The organism is Pelagibius sp. Alg239-R121 (assembly GCF_947331435.1).
Classification (GTDB): domain Bacteria; phylum Pseudomonadota; class Alphaproteobacteria; order Kiloniellales; family Kiloniellaceae; genus Denitrobaculum.
On record NZ_CAMZOF010000001.1, the window covers coordinates 1527111 to 1547245 of the forward strand.

The 20135-nt window shown below is 60.0% G+C and carries 14 protein-coding genes; 4 read left to right on the plus strand and 10 right to left on the minus strand.

Annotation, left to right across the window (positions count from 1 at the left end; genetic code table 11):
• The first annotated feature begins 87 nt into the window (after window positions 1-87).
• Window positions 88-1959, plus strand: a complete 1872-nt coding sequence (locus tag QMZ18_RS06870; protein WP_282605482.1) for a DUF294 nucleotidyltransferase-like domain-containing protein — start codon at window positions 88-90, stop codon at window positions 1957-1959.
• A 15-nt stretch (window positions 1960-1974) separates the two neighbouring features.
• Here the strand turns inward: QMZ18_RS06870 and QMZ18_RS06875 are convergent, their stop codons facing one another.
• From QMZ18_RS06875 to QMZ18_RS06885, 3 genes are read right to left on the minus strand one after another with little or no spacing between them, the layout of a single operon-like run.
• Window positions 1975-4017 carry an FAD-dependent oxidoreductase gene (locus QMZ18_RS06875; protein ID WP_282605483.1) on the minus strand — a complete coding sequence of 681 codons (2043 nt, stop codon included), beginning with the start codon at window positions 4015-4017 and terminating at the stop codon, window positions 1975-1977.
• A gap of 36 nt (window positions 4018-4053) precedes the next feature.
• Window positions 4054-5253 carry a mandelate racemase/muconate lactonizing enzyme family protein gene (locus QMZ18_RS06880; protein ID WP_282605484.1) on the minus strand — a complete coding sequence of 400 codons (1200 nt, stop codon included), beginning with the start codon at window positions 5251-5253 and terminating at the stop codon, window positions 4054-4056.
• Between the two features lie 17 nt (window positions 5254-5270).
• Window positions 5271-6851 carry a trimethylamine methyltransferase family protein gene (locus QMZ18_RS06885; protein WP_282605485.1) on the minus strand — a complete coding sequence of 527 codons (1581 nt, stop codon included), beginning with the start codon at window positions 6849-6851 and terminating at the stop codon, window positions 5271-5273.
• A 168-nt stretch (window positions 6852-7019) separates the two neighbouring features.
• Between QMZ18_RS06885 and QMZ18_RS06890 the strand changes: the two genes are divergently transcribed.
• A complete protein-coding gene (locus QMZ18_RS06890) occupies window positions 7020-7925 on the plus strand; it encodes a LysR substrate-binding domain-containing protein (RefSeq protein ID WP_282605486.1) in 906 nt (301 codons plus the stop codon).
• Between the two features lie 82 nt (window positions 7926-8007).
• Here the strand turns inward: QMZ18_RS06890 and QMZ18_RS06895 are convergent, their stop codons facing one another.
• Window positions 8008-9804 carry an IlvD/Edd family dehydratase gene (locus tag QMZ18_RS06895; RefSeq protein ID WP_282605487.1) on the minus strand — a complete coding sequence of 599 codons (1797 nt, stop codon included), beginning with the start codon at window positions 9802-9804 and terminating at the stop codon, window positions 8008-8010.
• Window positions 9805-9971: 167 nt separating this feature from the next.
• Here QMZ18_RS06895 and QMZ18_RS06900 point away from each other — a divergent pair, with 167 nt between their 5' ends.
• Both QMZ18_RS06900 and QMZ18_RS06905 read left to right on the plus strand, forming a co-directional pair.
• Complete coding sequence (locus tag QMZ18_RS06900) at window positions 9972-10922, plus strand: SMP-30/gluconolactonase/LRE family protein (protein ID WP_282605488.1); 951 nt, start codon at window positions 9972-9974, stop codon at window positions 10920-10922.
• A 27-nt stretch (window positions 10923-10949) separates the two neighbouring features.
• Window positions 10950-12134: a fumarylacetoacetate hydrolase family protein gene (locus QMZ18_RS06905; RefSeq protein WP_322097150.1), complete on the plus strand. Its 1185-nt coding sequence runs from the start codon at window positions 10950-10952 to the stop codon at window positions 12132-12134.
• Window positions 12135-12251: 117 nt separating this feature from the next.
• On the opposite strand, the gene QMZ18_RS06910 is transcribed toward QMZ18_RS06905, so the two are convergent.
• From QMZ18_RS06910 to QMZ18_RS06935, 6 genes are all read right to left on the minus strand, one after another.
• The gene (locus QMZ18_RS06910) at window positions 12252-13322 is read right to left on the minus strand and encodes an ABC transporter ATP-binding protein (protein ID WP_282605489.1); all 1071 of its coding nucleotides are present in this window, start codon (window positions 13320-13322) and stop codon (window positions 12252-12254) included.
• 19 nt (window positions 13323-13341) lie between these two features.
• On the minus strand, window positions 13342-14643 hold the full coding sequence (locus QMZ18_RS06915; protein WP_282605490.1) for a hypothetical protein: 1302 nt from the start codon (window positions 14641-14643) through the stop codon (window positions 13342-13344).
• A gap of 2 nt (window positions 14644-14645) precedes the next feature.
• Window positions 14646-15881: a carbohydrate ABC transporter permease gene (locus QMZ18_RS06920; protein ID WP_282605491.1), complete on the minus strand. Its 1236-nt coding sequence runs from the start codon at window positions 15879-15881 to the stop codon at window positions 14646-14648.
• Window positions 15878-17170 (minus strand): carbohydrate ABC transporter permease, encoded by a 1293-nt coding sequence (locus QMZ18_RS06925; protein ID WP_282605492.1) that lies wholly within the window; start codon window positions 17168-17170, stop codon window positions 15878-15880. Before QMZ18_RS06925 ends, QMZ18_RS06920 begins: the two co-directional genes overlap by 4 nt.
• Window positions 17171-17329: 159 nt before the next feature.
• Complete coding sequence (locus QMZ18_RS06930) at window positions 17330-18709, minus strand: ABC transporter substrate-binding protein (protein ID WP_282605493.1); 1380 nt, start codon at window positions 18707-18709, stop codon at window positions 17330-17332.
• Window positions 18710-18799: 90 nt separating this feature from the next.
• The gene (locus tag QMZ18_RS06935; RefSeq protein ID WP_282605494.1) at window positions 18800-19882 is read right to left on the minus strand and encodes a LacI family DNA-binding transcriptional regulator; all 1083 of its coding nucleotides are present in this window, start codon (window positions 19880-19882) and stop codon (window positions 18800-18802) included.
• Window positions 19883-20135 lie beyond the last annotated feature (253 nt).

Here is a 20135-nt window from a genome sequence, read left to right on the forward strand (position 1 = left end):
CGGCGGTGATCAAGGAAGACTGATCACCGCCGCCTGCATTGCAACCGAGTCTAACACCACCGAGTCCATCACCGCCGGAATTCCATGATGACCGTCAATGAGGACCTAAAAAGGCTGTTGGCACGAACGCCGCCGTTCTCCGGCTTTTCAACGGATGAATGCAACGCGCTTGCGGCGTCGGTCATACTGCAAGCCTGCCCAAAAGATTCAGTTATTCTCGCACAAGACAGCGAGCATCATGAGAACCTCTATCTGGTTGTATCCGGACAGGTTCGCTTGATCGAAACCGCTGTGGGGAGTGTGACCCGAACCTTTGGCGAGGGTAAGTTTTTCGGTCATTACGGCCTCCTGCGCGGCGGGCCTTTGCCGTTTCAGGCGGAAGCCATCAGCGATACGATGCTGGCATCGATCCCGGCCGAACGATTTCATCTGCTCTGCGAAAAGCATCCCCGGGTCCGCGCATTTTTCGAGAGTGATGTACGCGTCTACACGCGCCATCACGTCACGCTGTATGACCTTTCCGGTGCTCAGTTTCTTTTCGGGACCAGACTAAGCGATCTCGTTCGCCGCGAACCACCGGTTTGCGAACCGGACCTGTCAGTGCAGGCGGCAGCCGGGATCATGAGCGAACAACGGTGCGACTTCCTGCTTGTTGCACGAGACGCTGCGATAGTCGGGCTGCTGACCGACAGCGATCTGCGCAACAAAGTGGTGGCTGCGGGCGTTTCTTTGGAGACACCGGTCAGCCAGGTGATGAACGGCGATATCGGATTTCTGACGGCGCGCAACAGTCTCTTTGAGGCTATGCTGATGATGCTGAAGAGGAATCTCTCGCATGTGTTGGTGCGGGCCGGCAATGACCGAACATTGGTGGGCGTCGTCAGCGATACCGAGATTGCCCGGTCCCACGGCTACAATCCCTTGCTGTTGCTGAATCAGATCACGCAAGCGACAGACTTCGAAGCCTTGGCGGAGTTGCGCCGCGAAGCCAATCGCCAGCTGCTGCAGCTCTATCGCCGCGGCGTCAGAGCGCAGGATCTGATCACCATCAATACGCTGATCAACGACAATTTGACGGGGCATGCTCTGGACCTCTGCGAGGTGGAACTGGCCGAACATCGCCCTGATGCGGACTTCGATTGGGCCTGGCTGTCCATGGGAAGCGAGGGCCGGGGCGAAATGAGTCTGAAAACTGATCAGGACAACGCTGTGGTCTATCGTGCATCGAAGGCAGATCTGCCGGCGGTGGACGCCTGGCTGTCCCGTTGGGCCGGCCATGTTAATCAAGCCCTGGACCAAATAGGCTTAAGTCTCTGCGAGGGCGGGATGATGGCGGGCAACCCTCTCTGGCGGCACGCTTTGGAGAGCTGGCCGGCGCAGTTCGATGACTGGCTCGCGCGTTCCGAAGCGAATCAGATCATGCAGGTTGCGGCCGCCTGTGATCTGCGCGCGGTGCACGGCGACCTTTCTCTGGAGGAGCCGGTTAAGCAGAGTCTCATCACGGCCTTGGGAAAGAACCCGAGGTTCCTTCAGCATATGGCGCGGGGTGTGATTTCGCTGCGTCCGCCCCTCGGGAAAGTCTTTGGCCGTATTCGAACTTTCAAAACTGAAGATGGCCGGAAGATCAATATCAAGCGGCGCGGGCTGCAGCCGATTACGGACTTTGCCCGTGTCCTTTCCTTGCGGCGCGGATATACCGAGTCCAGCAACACCTTCGACCGCTTGGCGTTTCTGCTTGAGGCGGAACCGAAGCTGAAGAGCACTCTGCAGGATGCGCTGGATGCCTATCGGCATCTCAACGACATCCGGCTGGGCCAACATCTGTACGATGTCAGCGTTGGCGTGGCACCGACCAACTGGGTCTCGGTCGACAAGCTTAGCGACACCCAGCATGAGATGTTGAAAGCCGCTTTTCGCGCGATCGAGTCGATCCAGGCGGTCCTGGCGCAGCGCTATTAGCCTGGCGCACTGATTTCAGAACGTCATGCAGAGCCGTAGCGAGTCGTATATCGCCGCGTGGATATTGCGGCTGGAAACCGCATCACCGACCCGGAACAACTGGTAACTTCCTTCCGGATTGAATGTGAGCTCCTGGGGGCGGCACGCGATCAAGGCCTCATAGTCAACTGCGCCTCGGTTGACCGCACCATCCTTCAGTCCGAAATAGAGTTCGTCCAGCGGCAGGGTGCCATGCTCGACAACGACCTGGTCGACCATACGTTCCTGTGCCGTCTTGGAGTATTCATTCTCCAGCGTTGCGGCCAGCCGGTTGCCTTCGCGCCGCACGGACACCAGCCGCTCTGCCAGGGTGATCCGGACGTTACACTCCGAAAAGGCTTTCAGGTAGATCGGCGAGTTGGTGCCACCGATCTCCGGAGCCAGATAGCGTTCCGGCGTCACGTACTCGAGTTTTGCGCCACCGCGGGCCAGGGCTTCGGCTGCCATCATGCCGGGATGGGCGCCGTTGTCGTCGAACAGCAAAATATCCTGTGCCGCCTTGCTGTCACCGGCCAGCACGTCCCAGGAGGTCACCACCAGATCCTCGCCGGCATCCAGGAAGCCCGTATTGGGCAGGCCGCCGGTTGCGACGACGACGATATCGGGGGATTCCGCCATCACCTCTTCCGTCTGAGCGTAGGTGTTGGTCTTGATGGTCACGCCAAGATCCGCGCAGCGTTCCGCGCGCCAGTCGACAATGCCGACGATCTCCCGCCGCCGCTGCAGTTGGGCCGCCAGACGCACCTGTCCACCGGGTTCATTGGCCGCTTCAAAGAGTACGACTTCGTGGCCGCGCGCCGCTGAGACCCGGGCCGCTTCCAGACCGGCGGGACCGCCGCCGACCACCACCACCTTCTTTGCCGGTCCGCTACTGCGCAGAACTTTCTGCGGGACTGTCGCTTCTCGTCCGGTTGCCGGATTGTGAATGCAATAGGCCGATCGGCCCTCATAGATGCGATCTATACAGTAACCGGCGCCCACACAGGGCCGGATTTCGTGCTCGCGTCCTTCCATGACCTTGCGGGTGATATGCGGGTCTGCAAGATGAGCCCGGGTCATGCCGACCATATCCAGCTTGCCCTCTGCGATGGCGTGGCGGGCGGTTGCCACGTCGCTGATCCTGGCGGCATGAAACACCGGGAACCTGGTTGCGGTTCTGACTTCCCCGGCGAAATCCAGGTGCGGAGAAGAACGGGTGCCCATGTTGGGGATTACGTGGGATAGAGCTTCATCGGACTCGATATGACCGCGAATAACGTTGAGGAAATCAACTTTGCCGCTGGCGACCAGTCGCTGACAGATCTCAATGCCGTCGGCCTTGCTGAGGCCCTTGTCCCAATCCTCGTCGGCGACCAAACGTAAACCGAGGATGTAGTCATCGCCGACCTCAGCGCGAATGGCGTCGATGACTGCAAAAGTGAAGCGCAGGCGGTTGTCCAGGGAGCCGCCGAAGTTGTCATCGCGAAGATTGGTGGCGGGCGACCAGAACTGATCCATGAAATGGCCGTAGGCTTCGATCTCCACGCCATCCAATCCGCCGGCCTTGCAGCGGGCTGCAGCCGAGGCGTAATCCCGGGTGATGCGGGCGATATCCCAGTCTTCTGCTTCCTTGGGAAATGCCCGGTGGGCCGGCTCACGCACCGGCGAGGGTGCCAGAACCGGCAGCCAGTCTGCCTTGCTCCAAGAGGTGCGGCGGCCCAGGTGAGTAATCTGGCACATCACTGCGGCGCCTTCCTCATGGCAGGCATCGCTAAGCTCCTGGAACCACGGCACGATCTCGTCCTTGTAGACGTGCAGGTTACCAAAGGCTTCCGGGCTGTCGGGCGAGATGATGGAGGAGCCACCGATCATGGTCATGGCCATGCCGCCCTTCGCCTTCTCCTGGTGATAGAGGCGGTAGCGTTCTTTCGGCATACCGTCTTCGGAATAGGCGGGTTCATGCGCCGTCGACATCACACGGTTCCGCAGCGTCAGATGTTTGAGTTGATAGGTTTGGAGCAGGGGGTCTTGTGTCACCATCTTTCGCTACCTCGGTTCAACGGCACTGTGGTTCGGTCAGTTTAGGGGCAGTTGGCGGAAGCGGCCAGGCGACGCGGGATCGTGAAAATGGCTCATCGGTCCGTTGTCCACGAAGTGTTGATGCCAGTGCTTCATTGCTGCCGGATCGAGCTTTATGCCGAGCCCGGGGTCTTCCGGAACGCGTATGGTGTTATTGGTCTGGCGGAAGGGGCCGTCTTCGATCACATCGCCAACCTGCCAGCGGAAGAGGGACTGCGAGGGTTCGGTGATCCAGTGCGTGGCGGCGACCACGTGCAGATAGGCCGAGGTCATGATTCCCAAATCGTTCGAATAGCACCAGAAACCCTTGCCCATGGCTTCGCAGGCGGCCACGAACTTCAGGGTCTTCGCGATCCCGCCGAGAGCGGCGAAGTTGCAGACGAAGGTATCCGGCGCGCCCAAGGCCACAGCCCGCCGCAAATCGGGGATGTGGGTCGAGAAGGGGATGCGGGAATGCTGCCTGAGCTCGGCCATCTCCTCGAAGGTTGCGACCGGGTCTTCGTAGTTCCGGATGTTGTACTGTTCAATTTCACGCAGAACCCAGCGGGCCGTGGTGAGAGACCATTGCATATTGGAGTCGAGCCGGATCATGGCTTCCGGTCCCAGGGCTTCGCGCAGCATTCGCACCGTGCGGATCTCAAGCTCCGGGTCGCCCTGAATCAGCTTGCCCTCGAAAAAGCTGCTGCCATGTTCTTCGCGCATCTTGAGGCAGTAGTCGACGACGGCTTCGGGGGTCATTTCGCCGCCGCTGGGGCTGCCGTCGGAGTTTGTCCAATCGGGGCGGAAGGAGAAGTACTCGGTGAAGGGGATGTCCTTGCGGACCGCGCCGCCGAGCAGCTTATAGAGCGGCAGATCCATTGCCTTGCCGCGAATGTCCCAGAGCGCCAGTTCGACGGCGCCGAAGGCCACAGTCGAGGCGTTCTCGCCCGTGTTGGCGGTGATCTGATAGGCCGGTACGCAAAGCGATTCCGCGTTCGCCAGATCCAACGGGTCCTGACCGATCAGCTTCGGTTTAATTTCCTGCTCGACGACCTCTCCGAAGTGCCACCAAGGTGCCTCGCCCAGACCTACGATGCCGACGTCCGTCTCCACCTCGATGATTGATTTCGAAGCGCCGGGATAGAGACCCGCCGTCCACCAGAAGGGCGCGTCGAAGGGGACATTGACATGGGTGACTCTGATATCGGTGACCTTCATTGGCGTTTCCCCAGGGCTCAGTACCAGGCGTCTTCGACGGCGTCTTTTTTGTTGCGAATGAAGGCTTGGAGTTCTTCATCGACAGCGGGATCCAGCGGCGGGGCCTCATAAGATTTGAGTGTCGCCGTCCAACGGCCATGCGCACGCTTCAGTGCGTCCTGCGCACCGTTGTCCCGCCATTGTTCGTAGGATGAAGAATCCGCCAGCTCCGAATCGAAGAACGCGGTTTCATAGTTGCTCATGGTATGGGCACAGCCGAAGAAGTGCTTGCCGGGACCGACTTCCCGGAAGGCGTCCAACGCCAGAGCATTGTCATCCAGCGCCAGACCTTTCAGAAAGCTGTGCATCATGCCCAGATGATCGGCGTCCATGACAAACTTTTCGTAGCCCATGACCAAGCCGCCCTCCAGCCAGCCGGCGGAATGCAGAATAAAGTTCGCGCCGCTGAGCAGAGCAGGCATCAGGGAATCCGCGCTTTCCTGTGCCGCCTGGGCATCGGCTACTTTCGAAGCCGTCAGCGATCCGCCACAGCGTAAGGGCACGCCTAAACGCCGTGCCAGTTGCCCGACCGCCAGATAGGCGACCGCCGGTTCCGGCATCCCGAAGGTTGGTGCGCCGGACCGAAGTGACATGGAGCTGAGGAAGTTGCCGTAGATCACGGGCGCGCCAGGCCGGGCAAGCTGAGTCAGTGCCACACCCACCATGGCTTCCGCATGGGCCTGGGCGATCGCGCCCGCGGTGGTCACAGGCCCCATGGCGCCGCCCAGGATGAAGGGGACGATTACGCTGCCCTGGTTTGCCGTGGCATAGGTGCGGATGACTTCGGTAACGATGCCGTCGTAGACCAGAGGCGAGTTGACGTTGACGTTGCCCATGATCACGCAGTTCTGGTCGGCATAGTCTTGTCCGAATGCGATGCGCGCGAGTTCGATAGAGTCCTGTGCCCGCTCGGTCGTGGTGACCGAGCCGAGGAAGGCTTTGTCGCTGTAGCGGATATGGCTGTAGACCATATCCAGATGCCGCTTGTTCACCGGGACGTCGACCGGTTCGCAGATGGTGCCGCCTGAGTGATGAATCCAGGGCGAGGCATAGGCCAGCTTTATCAGGTTCTGAAAGTCTTCGAGTGCTCCGTAGCGCCGGCCGCCCTCCAGGTCGCTGACGAAGGGCGAACCATAAGCGGGAACGAAGACAACGTTGTCACCGCCGATGGTCACTGAGCGCGCCGGATTGCGCGCGTTCTGAACAAAGGTCTTAGGTGTGGTCGCCTGGATGATGCTGCGCACGAGGCCGCGTGGGAACCGGATTCGCTCGCCCTCAACCTCCGCACCGGCGTTTTGCCAGAGGTCCAGGGAAACCTGGTCGCCCCGGATCTCGATGCCGATCTCCTGCAGAATAGTATCTGCGGCATCGTCTAGTTTCTGCAGCCCCTCTTCAGATAACAGTTCGTAGTATGGAACCTGGCGTGTGATGAAGGCAGGAGCCGAAACCACACCTTCGGCCCGGCGCGCCTGCCTGGCTTTTCGGCCCCGGCGGCCTTCACGCGATGCGGTTTCATCCCCGCTGAAGGCTGTGATGGAGTCATCGGTCTGCGCCGCCATGATCTTGTTCCGCTTCAGTCAAGAACCATCGAGTTCGAATATCGTCGACGCCTTGCCGGTTAAGGCTTCCCGGCATGGCGTCACATCAATCCTAATGCCGATAACTCTAATCCGGGTCAGAAATTCTGTGACGCTTGAAAATCCTTGTTTTAAGAATAAGCTGTGTTTATGCAAAACCTCCGTAATCTCATTCCCTCGCCGGGCGCTCTCTTCGTATTTGAAGCGGCGGGACGATTATCCAGCTTCACGAGAGCGGCGGAGGAGCTCAGCATCTCTCAGGCAGCCGTAAGCTATGCCATAAAGCAGCTTGAGGAGGCATTGGGGCAGGCTTTGTTTCGGCGTCAGCACCGCAAGGTCGCTCTAACCGAAGCCGGAGAGCGCTTCTTCTCCGATGTCTCTATCGGATTGGCGCATATCCGGCGTTCAGCGGAAGCTTTGCACCAGAGCCAGAGCGGCCGGCATGTGACGCTCTCGGTCTCCACCGCCTTCGCCAGCCAGTGGATCCTGCCACGCCTTGCCGGGTTCCATGCCGATTGCCCTTCCGTCGATCTGCGCCTGCAGACGACAGATCGGGACAGCGATCTTGCCGCAGAGGGTATTGCCTTAGGGATCCGGCGTGGATCGGGAGGTTGGGCCGAATACGAGACGGCGCTTTTGGCGCCCGAGGAAATCCGACCAATCTGCAGCCCGGCTTATCTCGCTAATGAGCTCGGCGTGCCCACGGTCGAAAGTCTCGCCCGCGAAAAACTCATCCATCTGGAGGAACCTTTTCGCGTTCGCCCAGGCTGGTCCGAATGGTTTTCGGCGCATGGGGTCACCTATCAAAGCCGGGACGACGGCCTGCGCTTGAACGACTACGCCTTGGTTATCCAGGCGGCTCAGGAAGGCGAGGGCGTGGCGCTGGGCTGGCAGCATCTCACCCGCCGTTTGATCGAACAGGGTGTGCTCGTGAACCCCGTCGATGAGGTTCTGCATGGCGAGTTCGGCTTTTACGTGGTCTGGCCGAAAACTATCGCACTCAGTCCCGATGCAGAACAGGTCCGAGACTGGCTGCTGACCCAGGCGGAAGTTTAACCGGCGTTATCACTGACAGGGATTATTGGCCGCCTGCGATCATTGCCCGTCAATGGTTGTTCACTTTAGTGGGCGTTTCCCTTTAGTGGTTGTTTCTGGGCGTCGTCTCGGTGACCCGGTGATACTTGACCGTCGGTTCCAGGCACATGCCGGTCGAAAGATCGCCGACCATGGAGCGGTAGATTTCCTGCCAGCCGGTCTGATGCGGCGGGATCGACTGTGCCCAGGCGGCCTTGCGGCTGGCGATCTCTTCATCTGAAATGAGCATGTCGACGCGGCCCTTGCGCAGGTCGACGCGGAGGATATCACCGGTTTTCACGATCGCCATACCGCCACCCAGGGCGGATTCAGGCGAAACGTTCAGGATCGAAGGACTACCCGAGGTGCCGGACTGGCGGCCGTCACCGATGGTCGGCAGGGCGGTGATGCCCGCTTTGATCAGATCGTCCGGCGGCTGCATGTTGACCACCTCGGCGGCGCCCGGATAGCCGATAGGACCGGCGCCCCGGATTAGCAGCGTGCTGCGCTCGTCGATCTTGAGTTCCGGATCGTTGATCCGGTCGTGATAGTCTTCCGGACCTTCGAAGACGATGACACGGGATTCGAAGGCGTCGGGGTCGTCGGGATTGGCCAGAAAGCGCGCCCGGAAATCCGGGCTGATCACGCTGGTTTTCATGATCCCGGAATCAAAAAGATTGCCGGTCAGTACCCTGAAACCCGCCTGCTGTTTCAGAGGGTTGTCCAGCGGGCGGATCACATCATCGTCGTAGGCTTCGGCGTCCGCGTAGGCTTCGGCCATGGTCTGACCGCTGACGGACAGGGCGTTTTCGCGCAATGCCCCGAGTTCTTTCAGGCGGGCAAAGACGGCAGGAACCCCGCCTGCGCGGTGATAACTCTCGGCGAGATGCTCACCGGCAGGTTGGCAGTTGACCAGCAGCGGCAGATCGAAGCCGTGCTTTTCCCAATCCCAGACGTTCAACTCGACTCCCATATGGCGCGCCACGGCGACCAGATGGATCGGGGCATTGGTAGAACCGCCGATCAAGGTGTTGACGGCAATGGCGTTCTCAAAGGCGTCCCGGGTCATGATCTTGTCGGGTGTTAGATCCTCATGGACCATGTCAACGATGCGCCGCCCCGTGCGATATGCCATCTGCGCGCGGTCTCTATAAGGAGCGGGGATCGACGCGCAGCCGGGCAGGCTCATGCCCAGGGCTTCGGCGAGGGAGTTCATGGTTGAGGCCGTGCCCATAGTGTTGCAGTGGCCGAGGCTTGGAGCGGCGTCGCCGACGAACTTGATGAATTCCTCGCCGGTGATGTCGCCTGCAGAGAAGCGCTGGCGGCATTCCCAGGCAATCGCGCCGGACCCAAGCTGGGGCTTGCCATCACGGTAACTATCCAGCATCGGTCCGCCGGAGAGTACGATAGAGGGCAGGTTCGCTGTGGCCGCGGCCATCAACAGGGCAGGTGTGGTCTTGTCGCAGCCGGTGGTCAGGATCACGCCGTCCAGCGGATAGCCGTGCATCACCTCAACGGCGCCCAGGTAGGCGAGATTTCGGTCGAGCGAAGCCGTCGGCCGGCGCCCGGTTTCCTGGATCGGATGCACGGGAAACACCAAGGGAACACCGCCCGCGTCTCGGATTCCGTCGCGCAGGCGCTCTTCAAGTTGAACGTGGATGCGGTTGCAGGGCGAAAGGTCACTGCCGGTCTGGGCGATGCCGATGATCGGACGTCCGGACTGCAGTTCCTCCGGGGTCAGGCCGAAGTTGAAATACCGCTCCAGATAAAGCGCGGTCATCCCAGGATCGCCGGCGATGTTGAACCACTTTTCGCTGCGTAGCGCTTTACGTTCCGATCCGTTTTCGGGCTTCTTCGACATGAGTTACCGTTCCTGCTGGTAGAGATTCTGCGCTGCTGCGGGAGGCGGCTATCGACAGGATCTCTTCGTTGTCGTAAAAAGTAATACTAATAGAAATAGGCTATGGCGATGGCAATGTCACGCGCTGCTTCAGCCGCTTGATATGGCTGAATTTTTTGAGCGGTGCGATGAGCACAGCTGCCCGGCAAGAATGTGAACAAGAGAGCGTTATCGGAATCGTGACGGAGACAATTCTACAGGGGGAGCTGCTTCTGGACTGCCGTAATCAGCTCGGCGAAGGCGTGCGCTGGCACGCCGAACAGCAAAAACTCTACTGGGTCGATATTCAGCGCGCGCAGCTCTGGGCGATGAAGCCGGAAGACCAGAGCACTCAGACCTGGGACCTGCCGGAGCGCATCGGCTCCTTCGCCTTCCGACAAGCCGGAGATCTGTTGGTTGCGCTTGAGACGGGCTTGCACAGTTTTAACCTCGATAACGGGGCGGTTAAACGACTGACCCATTTCGAAGCGGATCTGTCCAGCACCCGCATGAACGACGGGGTCTGCGACCGGCAGGGGCGGTTTGTGGTCGGCGGACTGGACGAGCAGAGCCTGCGGCCGCTGTCGTCCGTGATTTCCTATGATTCGGAGGGCCGGGTCTCGACCTTGATTTCGGACGTGGGTTGCACCAACTCGCTTGCCTTCAGCAGCGACGGCCGAAGCATGTATTTTGCCGACACCTCGGATCGTTACATCTATCGTTACGACTACGACCCGGTGGCTGGCGGACTCGGTGACCGGACGCTCTATGCAACCCTTCCGCCTGGTGGAGGCCGTCCGGACGGCTCTACCGTCGATGCCCAGGATCATTTATGGAACGCGGAGTGGGGCGGGGCGCGCGTCACCTGTTATCATCCCGACGCTGGTGTCGTAGTGCGGGTTGAGCTGCCGGTCAGCAATATTACCTGCTGCACCTTTGGCGGACCGGATCTGACAACACTCTTCATCACCTCGGCGCGGGACGGTCTCAGCGAAAAACGGCTCGCCGCGCAGCCGAACGCGGGCAGTCTCTTCGTCTGCGATCTTGCGGCCGCCGGATTGAATAACAGCGGCCTTCCCGATGTTCCCTATGCCGGCTAACGGCTCCTTGCAGAAAGTCGAAACCCCATGATGCCAACCATCGATGTTTCAGGACTGTTGCCGGCGGACAGTGACTCGGCCCTATTGGTCGGGCGTGTCTGGGAGCCTGCGCTTGGCGGGCCGACCCTCTGCCTGCTGCGCGGGGGTGAGCTGCTCGATCTGAGTCCCGTCGCGGCGACCATGAGCGAGCTGCTGGAGAGCGAAGACCTGGCGGGCGCGCTGACTTCGGCAGGGGACCTGCGTTCCATCGCATCGCTCGAGGATGCGCTTGCAGGCAGTCAGGCGAACACGGCGACCGAGACCCGCCTGCACCTGCTGGCACCCTGCGACCTGCAGGCAGTCAAGGCCGCCGGCGTCACCTTCGTCGCCTCGATGCTGGAACGGGTGATCGAGGAACAGGCGCGCGGCGATGCGGGCAAGGCCGAGGCAATCCGAAAGGATATGACCGCAATCATCGGTGACGACCTTTCGAAGATCGAGCCCGGGTCGCCCGGCGCCGCCCGCATCAAGGAGGTGTTGCTGGAAAAGGGCGCCTGGTCACAGTACTTAGAGGTCGGCATCGGCCCGGACGCCGAGGTCTTCACCAAGGGTCAGCCTCTTTCGTCAATGGGTTTTGGTGCTCAGGTCGGGCTGCATCCCGGCTCAACCTGGAACAACCCCGAGCCCGAGGTAGTTCTGGCGGTCAACAGCCGGGGCGAGATCGTCGGCGCGACCCTGGGCAACGACGTCAATCTGCGCGACTTCGAAGGCCGTTCGGCGCTGCTGCTCGGCAAGGCCAAGGACAACAATGCCTCCTGTTCGATCGGGCCGTTCTTGCGGATCTTCGATCGCGGCTTCACGATGGATGACGTGCGCGACCTGGACCTCTCCATGACGATCGAAGGCACCGACAACTACCGCCTGGAAGCGGTCAGTTCCATGAGCAAGATCAGCCGCGACCCGGCTGGCATCGTGGAGCAGACCATCGGGGCGCATCATCAGTATCCGGATGGCTTCATGCTGTTTCTGGGCACGATGTTTGCGCCGACCGACGATCGTGACAATCCCGGCGAAGGTTTCACGCATAAAGTCGGCGACCGGGTGACGATTGCGACGCCGAAACTGGGGGCGCTTATGAATCACGTCAATCGCTCGGATCAGCTTCCGCCTTGGCGCTTCGGGACAGGTGAGCTGATGCGCAACCTCGCGAAACGGGGTTTGCTCAGCTCGTAGAGGTGATCCGGGTTAGGCGGAATCGCCATAGGCGATCTGTCGTCCCGGTGAATCTACTCTAACCATATGGTTTAGAGCGGATTCACATGTTTTGACGAAACCACAGGGTGGTTCCGACTAAACATGATCCGATCTAATCGCCTGCTCATCGTTACCGAAGAAATGCAGGCGGTTCTCATCGAAGCGCAGACCGATATTCTGTCCGGGCTTCGCGTCGATGTCTCCGACGTGACGAACCGTCAGCACGCCCAGCTCACCGCAGTCCAGGTAGAGCATAACATCGGCGCCCAAGTACTCGGTGACTTCGATCACGCCGCTGCAATGACCTTCAACAGGCTCGACCACTTCAATGTGTTCCGGTCGGATGCCGAGATGTACCGGCTCACCGCCGGTGGCGGCATGCACAAAGGATCCCTCGCCATGTCCGGGGAGTTGAAAGCGATCGCCTTCGGCTGAGCAAGGCATAACATTCATCTTCGGGCTGCCGATAAACTGCGCGACGAAGAGATTGTTCGGCCGTTCGTAGAGTTCACGCGGTGAGCCGACCTGTTCGATCTTTCCTGCCTGTAGCACCACAATCTTGTCGGCTAGGGTCATGGCCTCGACCTGATCGTGAGTCACGTAGATCATGGTGGCTTTTAAGGTCTGGTGCAGCTTCGCGATCTCAAAGCGCATGTCGACACGCAGTGCGGCGTCGAGGTTCGACAAGGGCTCGTCGAACAGGAAGGCGCTGGGCTCACGCACGATCGAGCGGCCGATGGCGACGCGCTGACGCTGCCCGCCGGACAGCGCTTTCGGGCGGCGGTCAAGATAGTCGTCCAGTTTGAGCACTCTGGAAGCGGCTTCGACCTTCTCTTTGATCTCCGATTTTGGCGCGCCTGCGGTCTTCAGGCCGAAGCCCATGTTGTCGCGCACGTTCATGTGTGGATAAAGCGCGTAGGACTGGAACACCATGGCCAGTCCGCGTCCCGACGGAGGTTCGCCGGTAACATCGCGCTCGTCGATCTTGACGGCGCCGCGACTGGTTTCTTCAAGCCCCGAAACCAGGCGCAGCAAGGTCGATTTTCCACAGCCGGAAGGGCCAACGAAGATGACGAACTCGCCGTCCTCGATCTGAAGATCAACGCCCTTGATCACCTGCAGATCACCGAACCACTTTTCCACTTTTTCCAGTTGGATCGCACCCATTGTCTTGATCCTTGTCTTGTCAGTCTTTTGTTGCGAAGTGTTTGGGCGAGGCCCAGGCCAACCAGGTCGCAGCCGTCCAGGTAAAGTCACCCCCACCGGCTCCACGGCCCGTGATCGGGCAGAAGTACTCGAAGAATCCGGCGTTCTCGATCAGAGCACCGGTATCACCGCGCACCCGTCTGGCCAATTCACTGTAGCCGCGTTCAGCCAAGCCGCGGCCGATCAATTCGTTAACCACGCACCAGGTCGGCCCGCGCCAGTAGCGAAGCGAGTCGAACTTTGGATGCTCCGGATCGAAGCTGGGCACGCTGTAGCGACAGACTCTTGAGATGCGTTCGAGGCTTTCGATGTTCGACCTTTCGTGATCTCCATCCTTGAGGCCGGCATAGAGGCTCAAGAAGGAGACGCTTGAGACGCCGTCCGATTGCTCGCCGCTGCGTAAGTCACGGGCGCAGTAGGCTCTGGCCTGCGGGTTCCAGAGGTAGCCAGCGCCGCCTTCAGCGCGGGCAATCCACGCTTCAATTTCGGATTTTGCGCCGGCCTCACCGAACGCGCCGGCCAATGCCAGCAAATCCCGGTCGGCGCGCAGCAGAACAAAGGTCAAGCCTGGATCTGCGGCGAAGAAGGGGCCATTCCTGGCGATTTCCCGCGAATCCCATCCGCAATCCCGCCCGAACTGGATCAGGGCGATATAGCGGTCATAGTCGACCTTGGTGGGCCGCATCTCAGCGTGGATTTGCACTGTGTCACGCCGCTCGTAAGGCTCGACTCCGCTGGTGTCGACTTTGGACATTGGCTCATCCCAATCGGGGGAGTTGTCACGCCCCGACTCCCAGGGATGAGCGACGGCGATGACCCCAAGACCATCCGGATCACGCTGTTCGTGGAACCAGCGGTGCCAGGCCAGAAGTTTCGGGAACAGGGCCCGCGCGCGTGGTTCAGCCGTCTCCTTTGGGCCCGCTTCATAAAGATCGCGTACAACGGTGGCTGCGACGGGCGGTTGGGAATAGCCCGAACTTGGCGGGGTGGTGCCCGACTGCCAGATCCGTGGCCCCGGAAAGTAATCCGGATCGTCCCGCCGAAAGATGATATGCGGGACCATGCCGTCCGGCCATTGTGCCTCAAACAGAGTGTCGAGTTCAGTCCAGGCACGGTCCTTGTCAATTTCACCAAAACCGCGCGCCGCGAAGGCGGAATCCCAGTTCCACTGGTAGGGATAGAGCCGCGCAGTCGGGACCGTAAAGCCGCCCCTGTCGTTGTCCTGCAGGATTTGTCTGGCTTGTGTATCCAACTCCGCGGCGCGGCGTGTATCGATCATCATGTTCATCCCTTGACAGAGCCTGCCGTCAGACCCTGGACCATATAGCGTTCGAACCACAGGAAGATGCCGAGAATCGGGAGGGTCGCAATGACCGCACCCGCCATCAAGTGCTGGCGCGGCACTTCCGAGGAGTTGAGTGAAACGACTCCGCGCGAGAGTGTGAAGATGTCCGGATCGTCCAAGAACATGAATGCGAAGAGGAACTCGTTCCAGGCGATCATGAAGACATAGAGCGAAACCGACGCCATGGCGGGCAACGACAAGGGCAGGGTGATTTTGATAATCACGCCCAGGCGCGAAAGACCGTCCATCAGACCGGCTTCTTCCAATTCGGCGGGCAGGCCCTGGAAGTAACCCTGCAGCATATAGAGTGCCACCGGGATCGTGGTTGCCGGATAGATGATCAGCAGGCCGGCCACGGTGTTGCGCAGGCCAAGCTGAGAAAAGACCGCGTAAAGCGGAATCACCAGAACAATGGCCGGTACCATGTAGATCAAGAGGATCGAGCGAGACAACACCGATCGGCCCGGAAAGCGTAAACGCGACACGGCATAGGCTCCCGGCACGCTGAACAGCAGTGTGAGGATGACGGTTGCGACGGAAACGATCGAGGAGATCAGCAGGTAACGTCCGAAGTTGAACTGCTCGAAGAGCTCAACATAGGAACGGAACAGTCCGCTGACTCCGCCGGAGAAATCTATTGAGAAGTCGAGCGGATTGGCGAGCAGCGACTGCTGGCTTTTCAGGCTGGTCATGACAAGGATGTAGAAGGGCAGGGCGACGATGACGGTGAAGGTCACGAAGCCAAAGCCCTTGAAGATCCGGATCAGAATCTTTTCGAAGTCGTAACGCCGCAGGGCACCGCGTGTTGCATCATAAAGACAAGCCCAGTTGGTGAAGGACACGGTCCCGACGATCAGCATGACCGAAACGATCTGCCAAAAGGGTGCGACGTCGAGCGGCAGCCCGAAGGGATGCGCGAAACTTGCGGCAAAGAGGATCACCAGCACGACGGCGGCGGAGACAGCACGAACAGCCGGCGTGCGTTGATCCGGCGTTCGGGCCATCAGCACGAGCGCACCCAGCAGCCCCGCGAGCGCGGCTGCGTTGACCGAGGGTTGGGCGGGCGCGCCCGAGATCAGTGCGAAAGTCACTCCGATCACGATCATGGCGATGGCGCCCCAGAGCGCGCCGGAGATGACTGCGAGCAGCAGTCCGTTGCGAAGAACAGCCATCATCCTTCGTCCTTTGGCGAGAAGCGGAAGTAGATAATCGAGAAGGTGAAGAGAACCACGAAGACGACGACAGCGACTGCTGCACCCGCGCCGAGATTGGCCAGTGCAAAGCCTTGCTCGTAAACGTCAACGGTCAGGGTGCGCGTACCAGCGCCGCCGCCGGTCAGCAGGAAGATGTCGTCGAACTTGTTGAAGGTCCAGATGAAGCGCAGCAGGAACAGGACGGAAAGGATGCCGGCGAGCTGCGGCAATGAGAGGTACCAGAACTGCTGCAGCGGCGTGGCGCCGTCCATCTCGGCAGCCTCGTACATGTCGCCACTGATCGACTGCATGCGCGCCAGGATGAAGAGAAACGACAGCGGGAAGTAACGCCAGGCCTCGAAAGCGATCACCGTGGTCAGTGCCAGAGGGAAGGTGAATTCCAGCCCAAGTAACGTGAAGCTCGCTTCGCGTTGGCCGAAGAAATTGATCGGACCCCCGGCTGCGCCCATCTGCTGTAGGATCGCGTTAAGGGCGCCGGAGAAGGGGTCGAGCAGAACCACCCAGGTAAAGGCGACGGCGATGACCGGCGCCACATAGGGGAAGAGGAAGAGGCCACGCAAAAGAGCCCGCCCCCGGAAAGCCTGATTCATCAACAGGGCTGCGAAAAGACCGAGGACGAGTGCGCCGCCGGTTCCGAAGACCGTGTAGTAGATGGTGACCTTCAGCACACTCCAGAATTCAGAAGCTTCGAAAACCTTACGGAAGTTGTCGAGCGTCAGTTCAGTGTTTGTGAGGATGTTTTCCGAATCTCCGGTCATCACCGGCTTGCTGTCTTTGGGATTAGTTTTCGATGCCAAATAGGCTTCATCAACGGTGACCTCAATCTTCAGTCGCTCGCGAAAACCGCCTTCGATGTTGCCCAGGTCGCAGCGCAGGTTTTGGCCGGTAATCGCACAGCGTGGATCAAGCTTGACGGGTGTCAGGCCATCAACCCAGCTGTCCGTCATAATCACATCGGTGATGGCCCTCTCCCGCGACGAGTTGCGCAAGCGATATTCAATCCTGATCCGATCACCGGCAGCCGTTGCATCGCCGCGGACCCGTTCGCTGGCTACCGGAGTCGGTGGCCGCAGGTCACCCAGTTGCACCGGCTTGAAGCTGATCCAGAAATTCGCGATCAGCGGGATTAGGACAATGGTTGCGACGATCAGAAAGGTCGGCGCCAGCATGCCGTAAGCCAAGCGCGCTTCACGCCGTTGCATTGGTCCGACCCCCTTGGGCGGTCCGACTGCCGTTTCAATGCTGCTCATGACGCACTGCTCCTTTTCGAAAAGAAAAGACGCGTTAGAGAAAGGACGATCCGTGGCGCGCCGATTTTTCGGCGCCCATGCAATCAATCTGGAGAAAAGAGGGGACCCGGGAGGCCGGGCCGCCCATTACGTTCACTCCTTCGGGCGAGGCCGCGTGACCTATTCGATCCGCGCTAGCTCCTCGTTTATCTTGGCGACGGTCGCGGCCGCGTCCCGTTCGCCCTCGATGTATTCGCGGACCGCACGGTTGATGACCTGAGAATTGATCATCTTGGACGCCAGGGAGAGTTGCTTGTCGGCGACACCCCAGCGATTGGCGGTCTCCAATCCGGCGACGATGGTCTCGACGACTTCGGCGGGATAGAGCTCGCTCAGCGGTGCCTTGCGGTCCACACCGACCGGCAGAGCTGACCAGGCTTTGATGAATTTTGCCGGGTCGTTGCTGTCGCCCCGGCGGATCGGGAACTTACCTTCAGGCGCCAGAGAGAGGGTGCCGGTGTAACCTTCGTCCATGGAGAATTTTACGAACTCGATGGCAGGGTCGGTGTCTGCGTCCGCGGTGATTCCGAGATAACGGATATCCGCCCAGGCCGCGCCTTTTGGATTGGACGGCCCGGCGAAAGTGGTTACGACCGCAGTTTTTCCCGCTAATTCGCGCGACGTCGGATCATCATTGATGGTTGGCGGCGCGCTGTCGCGCAGGCCCGCGAGCTCATCGAGGATGAAGGGAGACCAGATGATCATTGCCGCTTTGCCTGCGAAATAGATTTCGCGTGACTGTTTCCAGTAAAGTTCACCCGGAGGCGAAGCTTTTGCGATGGTCTTGTAAAAATCCAGGACTTCGATGGTTGCCGCTTCATCCAATGGCGCGAAGCCCTTTTCACCGACCGGCGAAACACCGTTGGCCAGGAAAACATGTTCCAGGACCTGGCTCATGAAGTTTTCGTCGACCTTGGTCGCGGCTACGAAGCCGAACATTTCCGGCGGATTGTGTAGTGCCTCGACGGCCTTGGAGATGTTGGTGAAGGTGGTTGGCGCCGCAAGTCCTTTGGCCTCGAAAAGATCTTTGCGGTAGACGATCATCTGGGTCCAGCCGTCGACCGGCACTGCGGCAAAGCCGTCGTCGACGGCAGCCATCTGCAGGGCGCCGGGCGCGAAGGTCGCAGCCCCCAGATCCTCGACTACGTCCGAGGCTGCATCGCCATCCAGGATGCCCGCTTCGGTCCAGGGCAAAACGTATTGCAGAGTATGGTAGATGACGTCCGGCAGATCGCCGGCGGCAAAGGCTGCGGTTGCCCGGGTGCCCAGATCTTTCTCGGTCACCGGAATTACCCGCACCTCGATACCTGTCTTGGCCTTGAAGTCGGCGGCAATCTGCTCCTGACGTGCCAGCCGCTCCGGTTGTTCCTCCGTTGTCCAGAAACGCAGTGTCTCAGCGGCCAGGGCTTGACCGCCGATGCTTAGCGCGATGGCAGCGGTTGCCAGCAGCCGGGCCGATTTCTTCAAAGCCAAAGGTTTTGTCCAGCTCGCGGTTTTCATATCCGTCCTCCCTCGTTGAGCGGCCCTGTTTACAGCCGCCAAGTTGTTAGCCGCCAAGATGTTAACCGTCGTGTTTTGGGCTGCCTGCTTTCAAGATGCGGCGTTGCCTGCGACCAGCCGTGCGAGATCCCGTGACGTCAGCGCAGGCGGTCCGTCGGACGCGCGTTTCAGCAGCTTCGCCTGTTTCATGACCTGTCGGGTCGCCGGGTCGGCGCCCTCGATCACGTCGAGCAGCATGTCGGCGACCTGCGCGCCGTGATCTCCGCCCGACTGATCGAAAGTTGTCAGTTGCGGTTCGATGTAGCCGCCGAACGGCAGGCCGTCGTATCCGATAATCGTCACGTCGCGTCCGACGCTCAGACCAAACGACTTGACCGCGGTGTAGGCGCCGACCGCCAGCAGATCGACGGCACAAACAATGGTTGTCGGTGGATCGGGCAGTTGCAGAAGGCGCCTGGCAATTTCTTCGCCGCTCTCGATATCCAGGCTCGGCGCGGTATGAACCGGCGCCGCCGCAGAGGCGATGCCTGCGGCCGTGATGCCGCGCAGGAAGCCCTTCAAGCGCAGCCGGGCGAAATTCATATGCGGCGGAGCTGCGATGTGCGCGATGTTTCGATGGCCTTGCTGAGCGGCCAGCTTGACGGCCTCGAAGAAGGCCGCCTCGTTGTCGATATCGAACCAGGCGTAATCGTCGGGCGCATCGGTGCGTCCATGCGCGACGAAGGGAACGCCCGCTTCGCGCAAGAATTCTATACGGGGGTCGTGGGTCTCGGTCCGGCTCAGGATGAAACCATCTACCTTGCGGGCTTCGATTAAACGTCGATAGACGTCGACGGCTTCCTGGGTCGAGCCCGCTGTCGAGACCAGAAGGTCCCGGTTGCGGGCGTTCAGGCTACGAGATACGCCATCCAGAAACTCCGAGAGAAAAGGATCGTAGAGGGCCGGGGTGCCACGCACGATGACGATGCCGACTGATTCGACCCGGCCGCGTTTCAAGCCGCGCGCGAGCGGATCAGGCGCGTAACCGAGGTCGCGGGCTGCAGTTTCGATCTTTGCCCGGGTCTTTGCGCTGACGTCGCTGTAGCCGCCGAGGGCGCGTGAGACTGTCGATTTGGACAGCCCAAGCGTCTCGGAAAATTCCTTGAGCGTCAGTTTTCCCTTTTTGAGGGCCACTTGATCATCCATCCCTATGGCTTCGATTTTTGTATCCAAAACCGGTTTTGTTTTTTCTATTTCTGCACCTGATCGTAAATTTTGTCAAGAGATGCTTTTTTGGAGTTAGTAGAAAATAATATAAATCAATAAGATAATAAGAATTTGATTGCGACGAAGTGGAATGTTCTGCCATTGACACCTGATTGATCGATGCTTGTGATGGACAAATCAGGCGAAAATCGTCGTTATTTTGCCTTCAACTGCCCAGTTT